Origin of the sequence: Thalassospira sp. MCCC 1A02898, assembly GCF_001618185.1 — a bacterium.
GTDB classification, from domain to species: Bacteria; Pseudomonadota; Alphaproteobacteria; order Rhodospirillales; family Thalassospiraceae; genus Thalassospira; species Thalassospira tepidiphila.
The window spans coordinates 404,118-422,384 of sequence record NZ_LPXK01000012.1 but is presented as its reverse complement, the minus strand read 5'-3'; the positions used below and the strand labels follow the sequence as shown (position 1 = coordinate 422,384).

17 protein-coding genes are annotated in these 18,267 nt (G+C 51.2%); 3 read left to right on the top strand and 14 right to left on the bottom strand.

Annotated features, from left to right (window positions below):
* Positions 1 to 40: 40 nt before the first annotated feature.
* Together AUQ41_RS16360 and AUQ41_RS16355 are read left to right on the top strand one after the other, a co-directional pair.
* Positions 41 to 1,126, top strand: coding sequence for a phosphoribosyltransferase (locus tag AUQ41_RS16360; RefSeq protein WP_063089317.1), 1,086 nt, complete (start codon positions 41 to 43; stop codon positions 1,124 to 1,126).
* Positions 1,127 to 1,292: 166 nt separating this feature from the next.
* Positions 1,293 to 1,847, top strand: a complete 555-nt coding sequence (locus AUQ41_RS16355) for a hypothetical protein (RefSeq protein WP_063089316.1) — start codon at positions 1,293 to 1,295, stop codon at positions 1,845 to 1,847.
* A gap of 23 nt (positions 1,848 to 1,870) precedes the next feature.
* Here the strand turns inward: AUQ41_RS16355 and traI are convergent, their stop codons facing one another.
* The 8 genes from traI to AUQ41_RS16315 all read right to left on the bottom strand — a co-directional run bounded on the left by traI (position 1,871) and on the right by AUQ41_RS16315 (position 14,504).
* Positions 1,871 to 5,032 carry a TraI/MobA(P) family conjugative relaxase gene (traI, locus tag AUQ41_RS16350; RefSeq protein ID WP_063089315.1) on the bottom strand — a complete coding sequence of 1,054 codons (3,162 nt, stop codon included), beginning with the start codon at positions 5,030 to 5,032 and terminating at the stop codon, positions 1,871 to 1,873.
* Positions 5,029 to 5,388: a hypothetical protein gene (locus AUQ41_RS16345; RefSeq protein ID WP_063089314.1), complete on the bottom strand. Its 360-nt coding sequence runs from the start codon at positions 5,386 to 5,388 to the stop codon at positions 5,029 to 5,031. The genes traI and AUQ41_RS16345 overlap by 4 nt, the downstream gene beginning before the upstream one ends.
* A gap of 68 nt (positions 5,389 to 5,456) precedes the next feature.
* Positions 5,457 to 8,282, bottom strand: a complete 2,826-nt coding sequence (locus tag AUQ41_RS16340) for a zincin-like metallopeptidase domain-containing protein (RefSeq protein ID WP_168173424.1) — start codon at positions 8,280 to 8,282, stop codon at positions 5,457 to 5,459.
* Positions 8,275 to 8,514 carry a hypothetical protein gene (locus AUQ41_RS16335; protein WP_063089312.1) on the bottom strand — a complete coding sequence of 80 codons (240 nt, stop codon included), beginning with the start codon at positions 8,512 to 8,514 and terminating at the stop codon, positions 8,275 to 8,277. The genes AUQ41_RS16340 and AUQ41_RS16335 overlap by 8 nt, the downstream gene beginning before the upstream one ends.
* A complete protein-coding gene (locus tag AUQ41_RS16330) occupies positions 8,501 to 10,390 on the bottom strand; it encodes a type IV secretory system conjugative DNA transfer family protein (protein WP_083952850.1) in 1,890 nt (629 codons plus the stop codon). The genes AUQ41_RS16335 and AUQ41_RS16330 overlap by 14 nt, the downstream gene beginning before the upstream one ends.
* The gene (locus tag AUQ41_RS16325) at positions 10,390 to 11,409 is read right to left on the bottom strand and encodes an ATPase, T2SS/T4P/T4SS family (protein ID WP_063089311.1); all 1,020 of its coding nucleotides are present in this window, start codon (positions 11,407 to 11,409) and stop codon (positions 10,390 to 10,392) included. Before AUQ41_RS16325 ends, AUQ41_RS16330 begins: the two co-directional genes overlap by 1 nt.
* Positions 11,409 to 13,643, bottom strand: coding sequence for a hypothetical protein (locus AUQ41_RS16320; RefSeq protein ID WP_063089310.1), 2,235 nt, complete (start codon positions 13,641 to 13,643; stop codon positions 11,409 to 11,411). Before AUQ41_RS16320 ends, AUQ41_RS16325 begins: the two co-directional genes overlap by 1 nt.
* Positions 13,644 to 13,646: 3 nt before the next feature.
* Complete coding sequence (locus tag AUQ41_RS16315; protein WP_232308420.1) at positions 13,647 to 14,504, bottom strand: TrbI/VirB10 family protein; 858 nt, start codon at positions 14,502 to 14,504, stop codon at positions 13,647 to 13,649.
* Here AUQ41_RS16315 and AUQ41_RS21225 point away from each other — a divergent pair.
* The gene (locus tag AUQ41_RS21225) at positions 14,503 to 14,703 is read left to right on the top strand and encodes a hypothetical protein (RefSeq protein WP_232308419.1); all 201 of its coding nucleotides are present in this window, start codon (positions 14,503 to 14,505) and stop codon (positions 14,701 to 14,703) included. The two genes, AUQ41_RS16315 and AUQ41_RS21225, sit on opposite strands and share 2 nt — an antisense overlap.
* Positions 14,704 to 14,786: 83 nt before the next feature.
* Here AUQ41_RS21225 and AUQ41_RS16310 read toward each other — a convergent pair whose 3' ends face one another.
* From AUQ41_RS16310 to AUQ41_RS16290, 6 genes are read right to left on the bottom strand one after another with little or no spacing between them, the layout of a single operon-like run.
* Positions 14,787 to 15,899 (bottom strand): TrbG/VirB9 family P-type conjugative transfer protein, encoded by a 1,113-nt coding sequence (locus AUQ41_RS16310; protein ID WP_232308418.1) that lies wholly within the window; start codon positions 15,897 to 15,899, stop codon positions 14,787 to 14,789.
* On the bottom strand, positions 15,896 to 16,690 hold the full coding sequence (locus AUQ41_RS16305) for a type IV secretion system protein (protein ID WP_063089308.1): 795 nt from the start codon (positions 16,688 to 16,690) through the stop codon (positions 15,896 to 15,898). The genes AUQ41_RS16310 and AUQ41_RS16305 overlap by 4 nt, the downstream gene beginning before the upstream one ends.
* Entirely contained in the window at positions 16,678 to 16,851 is a 174-nt protein-coding gene (locus AUQ41_RS21065; protein WP_168173425.1) for a hypothetical protein, read from the bottom strand. Before AUQ41_RS21065 ends, AUQ41_RS16305 begins: the two co-directional genes overlap by 13 nt.
* On the bottom strand, positions 16,848 to 17,240 hold the full coding sequence (locus AUQ41_RS16300) for a hypothetical protein (protein WP_063089307.1): 393 nt from the start codon (positions 17,238 to 17,240) through the stop codon (positions 16,848 to 16,850). The genes AUQ41_RS21065 and AUQ41_RS16300 overlap by 4 nt, the downstream gene beginning before the upstream one ends.
* Entirely contained in the window at positions 17,237 to 17,947 is a 711-nt protein-coding gene (locus AUQ41_RS16295; RefSeq protein WP_063089306.1) for a hypothetical protein, read from the bottom strand. The genes AUQ41_RS16300 and AUQ41_RS16295 overlap by 4 nt, the downstream gene beginning before the upstream one ends.
* Positions 17,944 to 18,255: a hypothetical protein gene (locus tag AUQ41_RS16290; RefSeq protein WP_063089305.1), complete on the bottom strand. Its 312-nt coding sequence runs from the start codon at positions 18,253 to 18,255 to the stop codon at positions 17,944 to 17,946. Before AUQ41_RS16290 ends, AUQ41_RS16295 begins: the two co-directional genes overlap by 4 nt.
* Positions 18,256 to 18,267: the final 12 nt, after the last annotated feature.

The window sequence follows — 18,267 nt, the reverse complement described above, 5'->3', positions numbered from 1 at the left end:
ATGCAACTATCCAAGATCAAATAGCGCTTGAGGTACAGGCTTGGCAGAAAGAGCACCATGGAAAGACTTCCCGCCAGTAATCCGCAATGGAGAGCTGGGGGAGCTGCAGAAGCAACCTGAATATTCCTTAGCGAAAGGTGGGGATACAGAGGCCGCGCAAGATATGGCCATTAGACTGGTACGGGACAGCACGCTTGAGCAGATACAAAGCGTGATAGGCAACAACAGGCCTCGTATCGTTCCAGTACTCGCCGAAGAAGCTTCCGGACATAACAAAATACCTCTGGCAATGGCTTTTGAGGTGGGCAACAGGTTGGGGCTGGAAGTCGATGTGTCAATATACCAAGCCGAGCGTGTTGCCAGAACAGGCGAGGGTGCGGATTATCGCCTCGCATTCAACCCATCCTTCGACGGCCCTGTAACGCAAGGCGGGCAGTATCTGATTTTCGACGATACACTTACAATGGGTGGCACCATCGCCTCTTTGCGTGGATTTCTCGAAAACAGAGGTGGGAATGTTATGGCTGCTGCTGTGATGACCGCGCATCCAGGTGCATTGAACATTTCCGTTAAACCCGGTATGTTGGAGGCAATCAATCAGAAGCATGGCCCTGCCATGGATGACTTTTGGAAGGAGACTTTCGGTTATGGTATCGATCAGCTCACTCAAGGCGAAGCCGGACACCTCCGAAAGTCCCCTTCGGTTGACGCCATCCGAGCTCGAATCATTGAAGCAAGACATGCAATCTTCTCTCAAGCGCATGCAAGAACGGGCGTTGCAGAAAGACAGCACGACCCCGAACAGACAGAGCGCGTAACACCTGAAATTGCCCGGCCATTGCTGCCCTATTATCAGGCATTAGAGAAGCTTGAGAGCATAGTTGCACCAGAGCATGAGATAATCGTAGCGCGTTGCAAGCTTGCTATAGCAAGAAATCTTCATGAAGCAGGTGATCTTGATGTCCCTGGTGCTTATGCCGGCAAGATCCGCGAAGCCGCCCATGAAGAGGCACGCAAAATCATGAGCGCCTCAACGACAGCGATAGCGCGTGAGGCGGCACCAGCAAAAGAAAAAGCGATCAAGCATCCTGTGAAGAAGAATCCGGGGCCAAAGCTGGACATCTAGCTTCAATCAGGAATTATTGTCGCTACAGGGCGCATTTATTGTCGTGGCCAGATCATTTTTTGTCGCAAGAAATTTTGCATCCGGAATTATTGTCGATAGAATTGCGGCCCGTCTCCTTGGTAGCCTTTGGGAATTGAACCACCCCAGTTGAATACAGGAGGTCTGAATGACTAAGAAGCGTGCTCGCGGAAGACCAAAGGGTACTGGAATAGACGATGCCGCACGTCTGGAGCGTGTCGCAGACATAATGGTGAAGAATCCTAGCCAAAGTGCAACTTCGGCAATCAATAGAGTTATCGGTTCTGAGTACGGTCGCTCTATTACGACAGAGCAGGAAGCCAGCATCAGACGACGTTTGCAGCGAAAATGGCGCGTGACCTGTTCGGAGCGCATGGAAGCCGCTCGGGAACGTTTGCTGGAGCTTACTCCGGTACGATATCAGGAGCCTGTCAATGTTCTTGACCAGATATCAGGTCTTCATTCGTATGCGAAGCATATCAACGACAGCTTAAGGCCTGCCGGTCTTCAACAGGCCTTGGAACAAGCCAAAAATGTTACCAGAGTGCATGATGAAATTTTCGAAGCTTCGGGGGCAAAGGCATTCCGTCAACAGGTCGAACAAATCCGTCGTCTTAACGACATTATGAACCCGCCAGCCTTAAGGCACCTTCGAGAGATATCTGAAAGAATGAGGATAACTTTCGGAAGGGCCGGCCAGTAGGGAATATGGGCTATCGCCATTTCTTAATCGATAGCCTGTCCCTGACTTCTTGACCGCCTTTTTTTCTTGTTTTCGACATCAATGCCCGCTTTCTTAAGGGCGGCTTTGACAGCCTTGGTCTGTCCCGATTTAATAAGATCTCCGAATGACATCTTATTTTGCTTCTTGTCTGGATCAGATAGAGGCGGATAAAGCAAATCAGCACCAGAGACCATAACTGCTTTCCTGGCTTGATCGAGCGGCCTGTTCTCGATGGCCATATGCGCATCGGTTGCAGCGATGACAATCTTCCGATCTGGATTATGTCTGCGCAGGTTTTTTCCAACAATTTCCAGATTTTCCGATTTAACAGCCCAGACAACGGACTTTTTTGTAAGACGATTGAGTTCTATGGCACTAATCAGGTCATCAGTCATAAGAATGGGATCGTCCGGATCCTTTGACAAAGCTCCCCCAATAACGTGATGTAGCCCTTGAACGCTGCCCACACCGACCAGCGTTTCAACATATCCGCTATTGTTAACACGTTGGACGGCAGAGAGGCGATTTCCAGCGTCTTTGAGAGGGATAAGGACATTTCCTGCACCATCCACACGGAAACCGGCCCAAGCCTTCTCAGAGCCCATTTCGACCCGTGCGGACATTACATTTTTGTCCGGGGCAACAGCTTCCTGCCACGCGAGCCACCCGTCATCGCCAATTGGAAGGGCCATTTCATTGCGCAACGCAGTCATTGATGGAGATCGATCCGGATCAGGCTGGATTTCCGCTTTCCAGACGTTGCGGTGTGTAGTGACCATGCGGCTATGAAGGACGCCTTGATCATCACGATGTTTTTCCAAGACCTGAACTTTCTTCTTTTCCGAAATATCAAGTGTGATCCAGTCGCCCGCTTTTGCACCAGATTCATAGACAGCGCTGGTGATATCAACACCCCAGACGAAACGTTCCGAGCCATCCTGCCCTTGAAGCTTTACAAATTCGGATTTCGATTTATCGGGATCGAAATTGAAATGATCATGGCCCAGATCAATCAGACGGGCAGCTGATCGGGAGGGCTCATGCAAGGCATATTCCTTGAACGTATTAGCGCGTGCTGGCCGAACGATCTGAGCGGAGAGTTTTTCGGTCGCAATCTTTTCCCACGGACCTTCCTGTTTATCCAGAGCAAGTATGATCGTTGCGTCACTGTATCGCAGGCGGGTTTGTTCAAGGGTGGCCTGCCAGTCGTCCGGAGTTTCTGGAACAACAACGGGACACCTTGTTGCCCGATGGATGGCTGCTGCATCGGCATAATCACGCGCAACGATGATGGTATCTTTTTCGTTCCGCCATGCGGGATCAATCACATGGGAGAGGGGCATATCGTCAACCGGATCGTTGACGGTTCTCTGGTTCCCTTTTTGATCGATCACAATGAGATTTTCCAAGCGGCCTGAACGATCTTTGAGAGGAACGGCGATCTTACCATCTGCTGTTAGTTTTACGCCATAGCCGCGAATGCCGGCGGATCTGAGCCACGATGAGTTGCCGGGGGTTGCCCATTCCTGGCAGGCATCCCAGACGAGAAACACCTCGTCCCCTGTCGCACGGGAAAATGCGCGTCGGATCTCGGTAAGATCGTCTTGGTTCGGCATTTGAACATACCCGATACCAGGTAACTTGGCATCGACCGTTCCTGAGACAACCGGTTTAATCATAGGATTGGTTTTCCGATAGCGGTTGATTACCAGCTGCAGTTCACGTGGATCTGCGATAATTACGACTGGACGGCGGGTTGCATCATGAATCTTAACCCCTTCGGCATAGTCGGTTGTGAAGATCACCGGCCCGGAACTGATCTGTTTTCTTGAATCGATGACATGAACCAAGCCTTTTGCACTGGTATTGCCGATTGACATCGATTTTTGGTCAGGCGCATATATGCGGACAGCCTGCATAAAGCCGTTCTCGTCTTTAAAGGGCACAAGAAGATTGCCGGCATCATCCAGTCGGCAACCGCGTCCAGTGGAACGAGTATCTGCGAGCCAGTTTAGTGTTTTGGCGTCCGCCCACTTTCCGGCTTCACGCCAGGCGGCAAGTGCAGGAGCGGTAAGTTTGGATACAGGTGTGGGACGATCATCACCAAACACCAAGTGAAAGAATTCCTGTTGGGCGAGTAGAAACACCATGGCCAAAGGATCTCGATACGCCTCACTGAGCAGAAACAGTTTCCAGTTTGAAATCGTGCGTGACAGGAGTGAGCTGCGTCGATGCACGGGTTTCTGACTGTTCAGATACCGACGCCAAAGTGGGGACATGCGTGGATGACGCATTGTTGGCCGACGCTTGTAGCGTCGTTTAGTTGGCTTCGGAAGGGAGGGTTTGTCGACTGTTTCTCTAATCGGTGGCACAAAATCGCCGAGCTTCTTTTCAAGGGCGGATTTGCTCATGTTACGATCAAGTGCTGAGGCCTTCATGCCCTGACCGTCAGGGCCGACCAGAACAAAACCGTTGCCGCGTTTTTTAAGCTCGATGTCATGTTCGTCAAGAATTTTGTGCACATCCTGCCATGCCTCCGCCCCATTGATTTTTTCGAGCAGATCTTTGCGATGTTGAAGAACGTGATTCTGGAAACTTTCTTGCCAGGTTTGCGCCTCATAATCACGAGCTGAAGGCGACAATTTAGGCCCGTGCTTTTCTCGCTGTGCCATGCCCCGGTCGATAAACAGGCCGAATTGTTTTTCAAGTTTTCGCGAGACGCGATCAAGCAGTTTGAAATCCCGAAAAGGATTGACGACTTGAAGCGTTCGGGGATGAATCTTGTTAAAGGCGATATGCATATGAAAATTGTCAGTATTAATATGCGTACCAGCCACATATTGATGTTCGGCAAAGCCGAGGCCTTCCGCATAAGCTGAAGCGATATCCTTCAAATCTTGTTCTGCAAGTCGATCTTTCTCACCCGGCCGGAATGACACTACCATGTGATATGATTTGTCTGTGACCTCGGGTTTCATCAGACGGACAGCGTAGACCTCTCGCAAGGCCAGTTCGAGATCATCGAGTGTTTCGCCGGCACCACAGTTTTCGATCCAGAATTTATCCAGCTTTTCACCCGGCTCCTTAGCCGCTGCAATGTATTCTGCAAGTTCTTTGTAATTGTCAGGTATATCCGGTCGTTTAGGGATTTTCTTGGCGATCATTTCGCACCGCGGCCGATAGTTCGATCAATCTTTCGTACGACATCTTTCAGTTCATCACGGGTGGAACTGATGGAGACCGTCAATTCATCGAATTTACGTAAGAGATCGGCGCTCAGTGGCTCATCAAGCGCGAGTTTCAGAAGGTTTCCGAGCCTAGCGAGATCTGCATTGACTTGCAGTAAATCAAGGACCGCTTGGGCTGCTTCAAAATCACGAGCATTCGGGAACGGCGAGTTCATAAGCAAACGTCGCAGAACTTCTGATCTGGAAAGACGCAATTGCGAAGACAGATCATCAAGATACTTGCTTTCTTCGTCTGGAAGTGTGACCAGAAGTCTTCTCTTGTTTGTTGCCAATGCCCAATCCTGTCGCAAATCGATGAGAGGGTGCCGACGATCCGGGGACCGTCGGCACGTTTAAGAAATCAAACCGACATCTGGCTTGATTGGGTCTTTTGTTTCTTGGACAAGATCTGCGTTGATCTGCCACGGCTGGTCGAAATACCCAGTTCCGAAAGTTGTTCGCGGATCTCGCGCCGGAACACATCAAAGCCTCGCGCAACATGCAGATCATTGTGATCAGATAGACCTTGCAGCTTTTCCTCATTCGTAAAGATGGGTTTGAGGATCTGGGCCTGTGACCTATCTGCAGCCCGTTCTGCTGCTTTCAGGCCCGGGTTGAAACCCAGTTTTTCAACTAGCTTGTGATCATCATCAGCGGCGATGAGGATCTGCCGGTCGGGGTTCTGTTGCCGCATGGCTTCCGCGATAACCGGGAGGTTTCCACCATCGAAGGCTACTACGGTACTAAAGCCGGTGGCCATGTTGAGGCTTTTTGCCGTCGCATAGCCTTCGGCAATGATAAGCGGGCTATTCTTTTTGCCAGGAATGACATGCATCAGGCCGCGTTTTCGTCCGTCCTTCAGATAAATTTTTGTACCATCGGAAGAGATGTTCTGGACGTTCTCGATGAAGCCTTTTTCATTGCTCATCGGCACAAGAAGGTTTCCAGATCGATCCACACGAAGCGTTTCACCAGTTACCTGCTTTTTCTTCAGATATCCGTGGTCATTTGAGGCATCAATCGCATTTGCAAAGATGCCATACGCGCGTTTGGCCACCTGCTTGTACTGGAACTGCAGTTCCTGCTGTTGCTCTGCTTTCCGGGCCGCAGCCTGCGCCTTGAGGCGTTCGAGATCTGCAGGATCAACCTTGGAACCGGTTGAGACCCATTTGACGGGTTCCGACGCCTTTTTGAAGTTCATGATTTGGCCAGCTGGTATCCCTTCAATGAAACCGCGATAAGAGCCGCTGGTTTTGCCTTTTGCATCTCCGATGACGGCAACACGATGCCATTTACCATCCATGACAGGTTCGTCGATCAACAAACCTTCTGACCTGCAGGCAGCTGCAAACTCCTGCATCGGATCGATTTCCTGTTCGTTGACCTCGATCTTTTGCTGCCATTTGGTAAAGGCCTTCAAATCCTCGCCATCATTGACATACCAGGATTTATGCCGACGATCCCATTTTGCGCCAGCTTCCTTGGCCTCATTCTTTTCCCGGAATGGGACATTCAGATAAATGCGTTTGTTTTCTGAATGATCGAATGCTTGATCATTAGAAATTTGGCTTTTGTCAGCTTCAGACATCTGCAATTCCTCCCGGCTCGAATTCTGCTGCGGGGACATGGACTGTTCAGAGATCTTGGTATTTTCTGTCGCTATCGGCAGAGACAAGCGCATCAGAAAGCCGGTCTTGCGTTCCTCCGCTTCGATATACCAGGAAGGCTTCTCGATACGGCTTGTCTCTTTGGGGCCGTCCAGATCCCACATGGCTGACAGAAACTCCTGATGGGCAGCAGATTTGCCGGATTCTTTTTCAAGTTCAGCTAAAATCTCGGCTCGATAGGCCGCACCCATGGTTTTGCGTTCTGATGAGGCGGCTATATCAGAGAGCCAATCGACCTTGTTAAACCTCTCCGCCAACCGGCTGTAATGTTGGTGGAGGGCGCTGGGCGTGCCACCGTCCTGATTTGGTAAATCTCCTAAGGCGACATTTGCCCAGTTCGCCATTTCGGCGGACTGCCCCATAAATCGCACAAGGTTGTCTGTGGACAGGTCTGTTGCGTACAACCGTTCTTTCAACACGTTTACAGGCAACAATTGTGTATCTTCGCGAGAACCGGTCAAAACCAGAGAATCTTGCAGATGCATAGCCCACAGGGTCGGATGGGCTTCGGGATGTTTTTCAAACATGTTGTCTATGGCTTCTCGTCGTCTCTGGTCCATCCGTTGATCAACGGACATTCCTGGCGACATCGATTGCACTTGGGACATTTCCTTTGTTTGTTCCTTGCCCTGGGCAAGTTCCAAGCGCTTTTCAGGCTCCATAACCCACGTTCGAATGACTTCTGCGTCTCGCGTTGCCTGGAACAAAGCATTGCGATCCTCACGGATCGCAGCCATCCAGCTCTTTAGATAGGGCGCATGACGTTCCGGATAGTGACCGAGGCCGAGCTCAGTCGTCATCATGTAGCTTGCGATTTCGGCTCGCAGCTCTTCGCGAGCGTAATCCTCAGACCCGAATGGTCCACCGTCTCGGGCAAGACGGGAAGGGTGGCCAGTGGCATGGCCACCTTCATGCAAGGCCGTTGCATAATATTCGTATTGTCCTTTGAACCAGCCTTTCGGGGGCATATGGATTTCATCGCTGAGTGGATGGTAAAAGGCACGGTCTCGCTGATCATGATGGATCGGGACATTCAACCCTGAAAGCACCTGTTCAGCGCGTTCAACCGGGTTAAACTCTGGTTCGCGGCCGACATACGCCTCAAGACCGTCAATCTGAGAGCCATTGAAGACGACAGCGTGAAATACCTTTGGGCGATCCAGCCGGGTTTCCAGATACCGTTGTTTGCCGTTTGCATCGAGCATTGGTTGCCCTTGCTCATTTCGCATTGGGCTGCGCTCAGACCATTGCCAATATTCGATTTGTGTTCCTTTTTCGCCTTTTCGGACCTGATATCCGTTCGACTGGGCTTGGCGGTAAGTTACCCAGCGCGGATCTGCATAGCCTTGTGCTTCGAGCCACACCTGGTTCAAGCCGCGATAGGCTTTTCCAGTTGCAGGGTTGAACGATGGTTGACGGAAGCGGCCGGGTTCCCAAGGTTTTTGCCAGGGGGCGGTGCCAGCCTCCATTTGATCAAGCAGCGTTTTAACAACGTTCTCGCGGAAATTCATTTTAGCCATTGCCCAGAATCTCCTCGAATGCGGTTGGATCTTCGCCATCGAGGTGACTGTCCAAGGCGTCATCAAGAGACAACGCCTCTTCGTCAAAGGCTCCCATCGCGTCTGCAACATCCGGATCAACTGGAACTGGCCCGCCGACACTCGCAGCCACAACAACGGAGGAAGCGAGCTTGAGATACTCTGTTTCATTTAACCGGGCGTTTGCGCCCTTGATGTTTTCAGGCTGCGTCATGCTGTTTCTCCATAGTTACGGTCGTTAGATTGGCGACACCCGATTGTTTCATCCGTGGAGGTGCGAGTTTCGATCTTTCGGACAGTTTCTTGTCGAGGAAATAAAGACGCTGACGCCCATAAATCGGGGGGCGACCAGCCACGAAAATCAAGCTGTCACCCGGCACGGGTGGTCTATTCCCGTCTTCATCGACATCGAGCATAGGCAAGCGCATGATTTCGTCAGGCGTCAGCAAGTCCCGTGAAGTTTCTTGAATGTTTGCCGAATTTGAACCGGTAATTGAGCCGGCTTTCCCTGACTGTGATTGTTTTCGTTGAACAATCGTCTGCTTGCCGGCCAATTTGGACAGGAGCTCGGCAGTGCTAAATTGATTCGGAGTGAACGCGCTTCGAACATGGCAGTTCGCAAAGATCGATTCATCTTTGCCATACTTTTTCCAGAGCTGTTCGATGTTCTGGATAATGATGTAGGCTTTGATGCCGTAGCCGGCCATGAAGGCGAGAGCGTCTTCAAATATCTCTAATTTGCCAATTGCCGGAAACTCATCAAGCATGAGCAGGAGGCGATGCTTGTAACCACGCTTCGTCTTGCCGTCTTCGAACTCCATTTTCTCGGTGAGGCGGCGCAAGAACAAGTTCATCATAATTCGGATCAATGGCACCAGGCGGTCTTTGTCCGCCGGCGAGAAGGCCAGATAAAGCGACATTGGTGTTTTACCGTTCATCAGATCATCAAGCCGGAAATCACTGACAGCGGTGTTTTCAGCAATGATCGGGTCAGCGTAGAGTGTTAGCTGGGTTTTCGCGTTCGAATGTACGCCAGATCTTTCTTGTGGAGCTTTAATGGCAAGACTGTTCGCTCCACGACGCACCTCTTTATTTACATGTGCATAACCATGGTCATATTCGGCCATCGCTTCGAGGATCTTTACAAAGTTGTCTTGTGCTGACATCTGATCATCTGAAACTTCCCTGGATGCTCCTTCCCTTGCAGCTTCCAAGGCTTCTGCGGGCGGCTTCACTGTCGATATGCCGGAAAGAAAGATATTCACATCATCAAAGCAGGCGATGCGATTTTCCTCTTTCATGACCTTGTAAAGCACATGCAAAAGGACAACTGATAACCATCCCCAACCTTCTTCACGCCAGTAATTGCCAGCAATTCCCTTGCCATCCGGATCAATGACCATGTTTGCGATATTCTGGCAGTCGGCAATATCCCGCCGCGATGTAATGCGGACTTCGGCAAGCGGGTTAAAACGGATTGTCTCGCTTGGCTCGGGATTGGTGGGATCAAAACGACATACACGATGTCCGAGGCTTGCTCGCCAACCCGCTGTTTTGGCAAAGTTCTCACCTTTGATATCAAGGATGAGAACACTTTCCGTCCAACTCAAAAGTGTTGGAAGAATGATACTGACACCTTTACCTGTACGAGTTGGAGCAAATGCCAGCACATGTTCAGGCCCGTTATGCCGGAGTTCCCGAACTTTCCCAAGTCCGGTTTTGACACTGCCAATGACCACACCGTTTTTGCGAAAAAGACGTGCTTTCCGGATATCCTTGATGGTTGCCCAGCGAGCTGAGCCATGGATATCTTTGCTGCTACGCCCCCCAGCCATCGTATCGTTGCGAGCGCGGTTCATAACAAAACCAACAACGCCCATAAGCGCGATACCGCCAAGGATGATCCCAAAGGCTGGAAAAAGCATTTCCTTAGGAAGGCCGGCCGGGTGAACCAAAGTCGCACCCAGCCATTTCCACCAATCCGGGTTTCTGGGATCGAAGCCGACCGACAGATGCCATTCAAGCAGGATGCCAGCAATGGTCCCTAGCAAAATGACGACAAGAAGAAAGTGACCGAAACGCTGGCTCATCACGCTGCCCTCCCGTCTTTGAGGATGAAATTGTCGTTCTTGGGCTGCCAGATATCTGTGATCCGTCGGAAACCGTCACGGTCCCGCTTGATTTGAACGACAACATCAACGAGTTCGGTCAAAAATTCTGGAACCCTGTCCATTTTCATCCCCGCCCAGGCAATATTCTGATCGAACTTGCGATGGATGGCGTGTCTCGGGTTTTCAGAGTGGATCGTGAAGGTCACACCTTCTACGCCGGCATTGAGCGTGCCCAGAGCGGCAAAGGCATTTCTGGTGCTGATTTCACCAAACAAAACTCTGTCCGGAGTGATGCGGTTGGTGTGATCGAACAGAACACGCCAATCCACCATGCCGGTTCCTGCTGCACTCTCACGGGCTGCGAGCAATCCGTTGCCGTCCCAGAACCGTTCAAGCGCCAACTCCATCGTGTCTTCCGCACCGATCACACGGATATCGTCATCAAGAGAAGCAAGCAGTAGATTTAGGAGGGTCGTTTTACCGGTATTGGTGCCGCCCGAGATGATGATGTTCCAGCCATTTACCATCGCCTCAATCAGAACATCGCGGATTTCGGTTTCGCACCGGATTTTTCGGCGCTCAAGAGCTTCATCCAGTGCATCCCGATTGCCTTTTCGAGTTGCCTTGATGAGCTGATCCCATGTCGGAACGAAAGGATGCTTGCAGCGAATTGCAAGACTCAGACCCGACCGGACGGATGGTCCGACCAGACATTCAAAGCGATGCCCTTCATCCAATGCCGTTGAGAGGATTGGATTGTTGTCCGGATCGAAATTAAGACCACGGACATTCGACAGGCTTTTGCAAAGCTGCTCAATAGCTGCCTGTGTAAGGTTCTCATCAACGATGAGCTGTTTGCCTTCTCCTCGGCGATCCACGATGATCTGGCCCGGCTTGTTCAGCCGGACCTCCACAGTGTTTGGATCGTCATAATATTGGGCAAGAGGTAGGACAATCTGCCTGTAAACAGGGTTAATTGGTGGGGTTATGGCGTTCATCACCACCACCCCCAGTTGCCCATGCAACCGCTCTTCACGCTGTCGGAATGTGTGGGGTAATTGTATTTATTTGGTTCGTATTGGGTCCAATATTCCCAGCCTGATTGTTTTTGGTGGACTGAGCTTTGTGCCGCGAGTGTTGTGCAGGTATTACTTTGCGGTTCTCCTATGAGTTCCCCGTCTTCGCGCACAGTCGTTCTTGTTCCTACTGACGAGGTATAGTTGCAATGGTTGGAGTTGTAGACCGTTCGGTTCTCGTAGTAGCCGTCGGATCCGCCCACTTTGACTGTGGTGGTTCCAGAGCCATTACCGCAAGGACCCCCAGTATGGTTTTGGGGGGCTGTCCAGCTTGAGTTGGTCGGGGTGGCCCAGTCAAAGTTCGCGATGCACTTGTTGCCAAGATTTAATGGTAGCGCATCACCAACTATGACTTTATGCGATGACCCATCAGGACGCTTGTAGGTCTCCACTTCGTCCCGTTCGTCAAACCGGGTGCATCCCTCATAAAAGGTTTCCCCATTTGTTGCAGGCCCGACGCCGACATATGTGTAGGGAATTTGGGGGTCTCCAGGTAGCACCTGGGATGTCAGTACGTTGTATCGACCAGTAACGGTTGGAACGCCCTCGATATAGACCGTTACGAGCCTATAAGCGAAAAGCTGCACATCGTGAGGTTGCCAGCCGGTCAACTCCTGTTGATGAGAATAAATGACACCGTTGTCCTGGCATTCAGTAACGGGTTCCTGTTTCCCATCGAGAAGATAATAAAACCGTTCCTGCCCGATACTTTGACTGGTGCTGAGATTGTGGGTCCATTTTGATGGATCTTCGCAGCCGGCCGTCGTTGACTGGATATCCTTGGCAGAGGTGTCCGGCGTGCATGGCGAGCGATAAAGCTCGAAGCCGTTCACATTAATCATCACCCGGCTTTGAAGAGTAACTTTCCCGCTCTCCCTGTTGATAATCGGTTCGCACACCTGATCGCCGTTGGCTGTCTTATAGATCGTGGTGTGTGAATACTCTTCATCGTTATCCTGACAGGACGTATCCCAATCCTGACCTTCAAGATTGTAGATATATTTCGAACGACCAAATGACATTCCGGCGATAAAGTCATCGCGAATATCGCAGCCTTCGGTGGTTTCGATCATCGGCACCGGATCGATTTCAATTGATGCAGCACAATCGGCTACAGGAACAACTTTGCCATTATGATTGGTGTAAACCAGCTTGCCTTGCGGGATGGCCTGAAGGTTGATGTAATCGAGATAGACACGACATGCGTTACGGTCTTCAACGATGTCATAGACTTTCTCAGAGTCTGGCTGACAATCGCCAATCTCTTCTCGGTTTCCGCCGCCATCCGTGTAGTAATACATGAACTGGGCGGTTGCCTTCATCGTTTCGATATTTTCATCGTAGGGGCATACAGCGAACGACATATCAATCTTGAAACGCTCCGCACCATCAGCACATTCGCCATATTCCGGGGTGCCGTCTGTCGTTGTGACCACCCGGGTTTGTTGAATCGCTTGAAGTTGATCTAGATCGACACGGATCTCACACCCTTCTGTAGTGATGTTTGACGAAATTTTGGGTGCGTCACCTACGTCAAGAGAGGCCGGAGTGCTATAGCCTGATGCGTCGGGATTGGAGCTTGCGTTTGAACCCGGATCTCCACCTGTTGCGCCAACACCGGAATCAGCCACTTCTTCTTCTTTGACTTGTTCTGATGTTTCTTCATCTGCTGCAAGACGTTCGAGAGCTGCAGTTAGTTCTTCCTTGTTACCTTCAACCGAAATTGGTGAAGAAGGATCCAGAGCCGGTTGATTGAGATCGAACTGTGCAACAAAGTTGTCGGAGTTCAGGGCTTCAACACGATCACCTTTCTCGACACTGGACAGCACCAGCTGACCGATCTTCATGCCGTCAACAGAAACGTATCGTGCATATGCTTTGGCCGTAACACCCTTTGTCAGATCCGTGGAGACTCCCGGAACTTCGACAAGTCCGAGATCAAGCGGGATCGGATCGTTCTCGGGCAGTTCCGTTGTGCTGTTCGCACGGGTGATGATGTTTACCTTTTCGACCATCGCATCGATGTCGGCCGTATCTTCGGGAGCGGCAGTCGATATAGGCGCATTGGTGTTTGTGTCATTGCTGATATCCTGCGCTGATGCCGACAGGTCAAGACAGGACAACAGCAAAAGCAACGCTAGCAGTTTGCTCTTCATGGTTTACTCCATTTCCTTGATATACCAGTCCGTTGCAGGACGGATCTGAAGACGGGTACCTTGTGGTATCTGGATGATCGGTTTGAGATCGATGGTCTTCTCAAGCATGTCAGCCGTTATCTCGCCGAACTTGTTGGAAAGTTCTTCTGATGCTTTCTCGGCAGCGGCCGTTGCGACCTCGCCATCATCGTTTTCGCTTTTTGTGCTGGCTGCGGCATATCGAACGGCTGTGGAAATGCCGGTCAGCAAGAAGGCATTTCCATATCGCTGCCAGAACCGGTTATCGACTTCGCCAGAAACACCGAGCCAACCCTGCTGATTGGTCACATTTGATCCGATATCGACAATTTCAGCTCGATGACCAGCCATGAGAATGCGCTCACAATTGATCCCGATCTGGCTGCTCCCCATGTCACTTGGGGCCATGAAGGTGCATACAAGGCGGGAGCCTTTCGGCACCAACACCAACCGTCCATGGTAGCCATAGACATCACGAGTGGTTTGCAGAATGACGGATCCTGGCTCATCTGCGCCGACCTGCGTGTTTATCCCGGTTTCAAGCTGGACCGAGATGTATCTGTCTTGCGCGATCTTGCGTGAGTTATCGACGGGCAGAGATGAAACCTTTCTCGGGCCGGAATAGTCTTCTGGCTCTTTACCGATCTGCTTCAGGTCCAGCGGATCGGGCGAAATTCTGCGACCGATTTTGGGTAGATCGGTACCGATCAATGGCGGTTCATCTGGTCCCATCGGAACGGTAGGGTTGCTGTAGGCAGCAAGCGCAACGTTCCGCGCAGTGCTTTGTTGCGCCCGTGACCAGGCTGCTTGCAATGCCAACCGATAGGGATCTGGTTTCGGCATGACTTGTGGCGCCGGTTCGAGTGCTGGCTCTGGCATTGGTTCTGGTTCCGGTTCCGGTGCAGGGGCAGGTGGCGGAGCTTCCCGTTTGATGATGATTGGCGGGAAATTCGGCGCGGCCGGGGGCGGAGCTGGCGGGGGTGGTGGCGGTGCAGCTGGCAACTCCCAGACAGATCGATCATCTTCGGGCAAGGTTGGCTGATGTGCCCCTTGTCCAGCGTCACTGCACATCCCGCTGAAAGTCATCCCCAGTACCAGGGCGATATCGCAAAAGCCGTTCATTTGCTATGCCCCTGTGTACTCAATACACATGAACTTGAAACCGCTCTTGAGCGTGATCAGCTTCTGAGTGCTTTCGACGATGAACGTCTGTCCTTGCACTCTGGTATTAACCAGTTCGTCAAATTCATCGACGACGACATAAGCCGTGGGAAGTTCCACATCCTTCCACTTGTCGCCAAAGCGAATGTAAGTGAATTCGTCATCCCTGAAGACGGTTTCGGGTTCCAGTTCCTCATCACCCCACAACTTGTATTTTCCCCAACCGCGCAGTGAGTTGGGATCAAATTTGGCTTCTGCCACGAAATCATCATCAGCTGTTCCAGGAGCGGTTTCCGTAAGACCTGTCACAGCATCGGAAACGTTGTCATTTCCCGACACTGCCAGTTTCGGAAGCTTGGCAGATGTCTTGGTGGATTCATCGGTCGGAGAGGTAACAGTCGTTTCAGATGACGTTTTCCCGACGTCCGGAACCGCAATATTCCGATCTATCTGGACGACGCCAGCGATCCGCACCATTAAGTCGGGGATATTTGTCGAATTAACACCTTCTGCCCGTAGATAGATCGGATACACGTGGCCAGACGCGCCATAGACAGCCATGCTGGTGTCATATCCATATCCTTTTGGGCGAACAGCAATACGCCGTTCCCCTCGTTCCTGGACTGTCCAATTGTCTAGATCGCCAATGTCAATTCTGCTGATGACTTCGCCTTGCGGAAGTTCAATGACTGTGATGGCATACTCGCGGGTCCGGATACGGTAGGTGCAGTCCTTGCAAAGATCGGTGATATAAACGCCATCGTCTTTTGTGGCGTAGTCCCACACCTCTTGAATCTGTCCAGACGTGCGAGGACGTTCAAGAACGCCAAACTCGCCTTCTGCCTGTTGTTTTGCCTGTTCGACGATACTGTCAGGAACCGGCATCGCCGCTTGGGGTGCGGCGTTCGGCGTGGTGGGGGAACCCTGCGAGCCGACGAATGGCGCACTTTGCCCTGGCATTGGAGGCCGTGCTGGGGTTTGTGCCATCGCGTCAAGTCCCATCAGCACGATAAATCCGATAAGGCACAGGACCGCAACAAGATGAATAAATATGCGAAGGATTTTAGGGATGATCATGATCCACCTCGGGAACGCAGAGACAGGTCCGTCACGACGATGCCGAACGGATTGGTGTATTTGTCTTCAAGGGAAACGACGGTCGGAACCGAGACCATCGACAGGTAGGCACGCAATTTGACAGGATCTCCGACAAGCTTTCCTTTGATCTTATCAATGCGCGTGAAATCGACAGCGAACCGGTATTTGTTGTCGCTGCTATAAATGCGGTTTGCGCTTTCGATTTTGATTTCGCGATCACGACCCTCTTTAATCGCATCGCTGATCTTTCCGCTTTCAATCCACTCGGAATGAAACGTGTTCCAGAGCTTTCTTTCGCTCATCTTCGAGACTTCGCGTTGGCGGGCCTCTTGTGAAACCGCATCGATCTCAAGAAGCATTTTGACATAGCGTCTTGCGGTGCCTTCAAGTTCGACATCAAAGCCCTTGACATCCTCTGTTGCAGGCTCAATGCGAAAGCGCAGCTGATCGTCTGTTACCGGTCGGATCAGAAGGGGAATTTTCTCTTTCAAGGGCACCATGCCGGCGATCACATTGACCAGCACAACAATGGCGAATAGTTGCGCGATGTTTCCGCCGGCCGAAAGGCGGAACATCCATGCAAGCCGTTTATGAGACGCCTCGAAGGCAAACGGATCTGCCGTGGCAACTGCAGCGTGCCGACCGGTAGGGGCGAGTGCTGCAGCTGCAGCTCGTTTGTCCTCGCGTTCTGCCTTGACACGGTTCTTCTTCGCGAGTTTGGCAGCGCGGCGAAAGCGACGGTTTTCAAGGAATGTTTTCAACCGACCCATTCAAAGCCTCCGCTGTTGAATTCAATCGGTTGACAGGCACACGGGCTCTTTTTCATTTCGTCTGTGCCTGTGCCCTCTTTGGGCAATTCCACATCTTTTTTGGTGACCGCACAACCGGTAAGAAGAACGACAGTGGAGATAACAATGATCAGATGTTTCACTTGCTTTCTCCTTCGATAGAGGGGAAGGCAGATCGTGCTGCGCCTATCTTTTCAGGGTGCTTCGAAGCTTTAGCTGAAAACGGGAATTTGCCGGAGATGGCAGCAAATAAGCCCATATGCATGAACCACAAGCCGGTCAGAATGGGAGCCAATTCGAGAGCTCCACTCTGCAAGGTCTCTGGCGTGGTCGTTGCCAAAATCTCAAATGCATAGATAGCTTCATTCGGAACGAAACAGATCAGAAGCAGAAAACTGCCACCGATGTAGCCAGAGACGCATGCCAGAAAGGAGGCACCCATCCTCAAAACAAAACCAAGCCAATTTGCGATTTCCGGAAGGATGTAATGACGCACATTTTTGAGCTGCGCTTTCTTATCAAAATTGTTCATGACGAACCTTTCTTGCGGAGGGAGACAAGCTTCATGGAAAGAATGGAAACGTCCCGGAAGGCGCTGATCGCAGCGCAGGGCAGGATCGCGACTGAAAGGATCCCCCAGTAGGGTTCTTTGTCGGGAAGGACTGCGAATGCCATGAGAAACACAAGGCATATGCCGCGCATTGGCAGGCATTTTTCAATCAGATTGAAGACCGGCCGCCCTGAAAACATCCTGTAAAACAGGATGCAGACCAAGCTCGAAAAAAAGGCCAGCGTGGCGTAGAAGATGTAATACACACCACCTGCACCTTCTGTGATAGCAGCACAGAGGGAAAAGCTTGCAAGTGACACCATAAAGGACGGAAGGAAATCAGGGTGAGCATTGCAACCTGTCTTGATCATCACACCCTTGTCGGCACGGAATTCCTGCAAGGAGCACTTTCCCCTAATGACTTTGCCCCTGATCCCGACTTCTTTGCCCATATGGTACAGGAATGTGGTGAACCGGCTGCGCTCAGCGGTATCCTCACTTTTCTGATTGTTGGACTGGTCCTGGTTGTTTGGGGTTTTCTGAACAATGTCCCGCTTAAGCAATCCATGCGGAAAACTGCCGTACTCACACTTTCCGCTGTCGCACTTCCGTTGTTCATCCCGATTATTTTCTGGATGGTGGGAGCTATCATGCTGTCCATCGGATGAGAGCTTGCCGGGGCCGGTCATGATGCACCTTTCTCACCGTCAACAGAGCTGCTGGTTTCACGGCTTGATTTGAGACTTGCGAGGTCAAGCGCGAGCTGGACGATGAATGAAACACCCAAGACCATGAGCGTGACTTGCCGCAAAATCTGGGCTTGATCCCGAATTTCCAGTGAGAGAAACGCACGAATAATCATCACCAGATTGTCCGGTTCGAAAACAAGCGCCAAGACGAGTGCAGAAATGGTTAGAAGACTTGCTTGCCTGATCATCGTGGCGATAAAACCGGCGACCGGAAACAGCAGGCTGTAAATTTCAATCAGGATTTTCATTATCCTCACCTA

Bases quoted from the DNA above. Each gene is read 5' to 3' on its own strand.
- AUQ41_RS16335 (WP_063089312.1), bottom strand. From the start codon at position 8,514: ATGACGCAGCCTGAAAACATCAAGGGCGCAAACGCCCGGTTAAATGAA.
- AUQ41_RS21225 (WP_232308419.1), top strand. From the start codon at position 14,503: ATGACTTGTGGCGCCGGTTCGAGTGCTGGCTCTGGCATTGGTTCTGGT.
- AUQ41_RS16300 (WP_063089307.1), bottom strand. From the start codon at position 17,240: ATGAACAATTTTGATAAGAAAGCGCAGCTCAAAAATGTGCGTCATTAC.
- AUQ41_RS16315 (WP_232308420.1), bottom strand. From the start codon at position 14,504: ATGCCGAAACCAGATCCCTATCGGTTGGCATTGCAAGCAGCCTGGTCA.
- AUQ41_RS16320 (WP_063089310.1), bottom strand. From the start codon at position 13,643: ATGAAGAGCAAACTGCTAGCGTTGCTTTTGCTGTTGTCCTGTCTTGAC.
- AUQ41_RS16290 (WP_063089305.1), bottom strand. From the start codon at position 18,255: ATGAAAATCCTGATTGAAATTTACAGCCTGCTGTTTCCGGTCGCCGGT.
- AUQ41_RS16340 (WP_168173424.1), bottom strand. From the start codon at position 8,282: ATGGCTAAAATGAATTTCCGCGAGAACGTTGTTAAAACGCTGCTTGAT.
- AUQ41_RS16310 (WP_232308418.1), bottom strand. From the start codon at position 15,899: ATGATCATCCCTAAAATCCTTCGCATATTTATTCATCTTGTTGCGGTC.
- AUQ41_RS16325 (WP_063089311.1), bottom strand. From the start codon at position 11,409: ATGAACGCCATAACCCCACCAATTAACCCTGTTTACAGGCAGATTGTC.
- AUQ41_RS16305 (WP_063089308.1), bottom strand. From the start codon at position 16,690: ATGGGTCGGTTGAAAACATTCCTTGAAAACCGTCGCTTTCGCCGCGCT.
- traI (WP_063089315.1), bottom strand. From the start codon at position 5,032: ATGATCGCCAAGAAAATCCCTAAACGACCGGATATACCTGACAATTAC.
- AUQ41_RS16355 (WP_063089316.1), top strand. From the start codon at position 1,293: ATGACTAAGAAGCGTGCTCGCGGAAGACCAAAGGGTACTGGAATAGAC.
- AUQ41_RS16330 (WP_083952850.1), bottom strand. From the start codon at position 10,390: ATGAGCCAGCGTTTCGGTCACTTTCTTCTTGTCGTCATTTTGCTAGGG.
- AUQ41_RS16295 (WP_063089306.1), bottom strand. From the start codon at position 17,947: ATGACCGGCCCCGGCAAGCTCTCATCCGATGGACAGCATGATAGCTCC.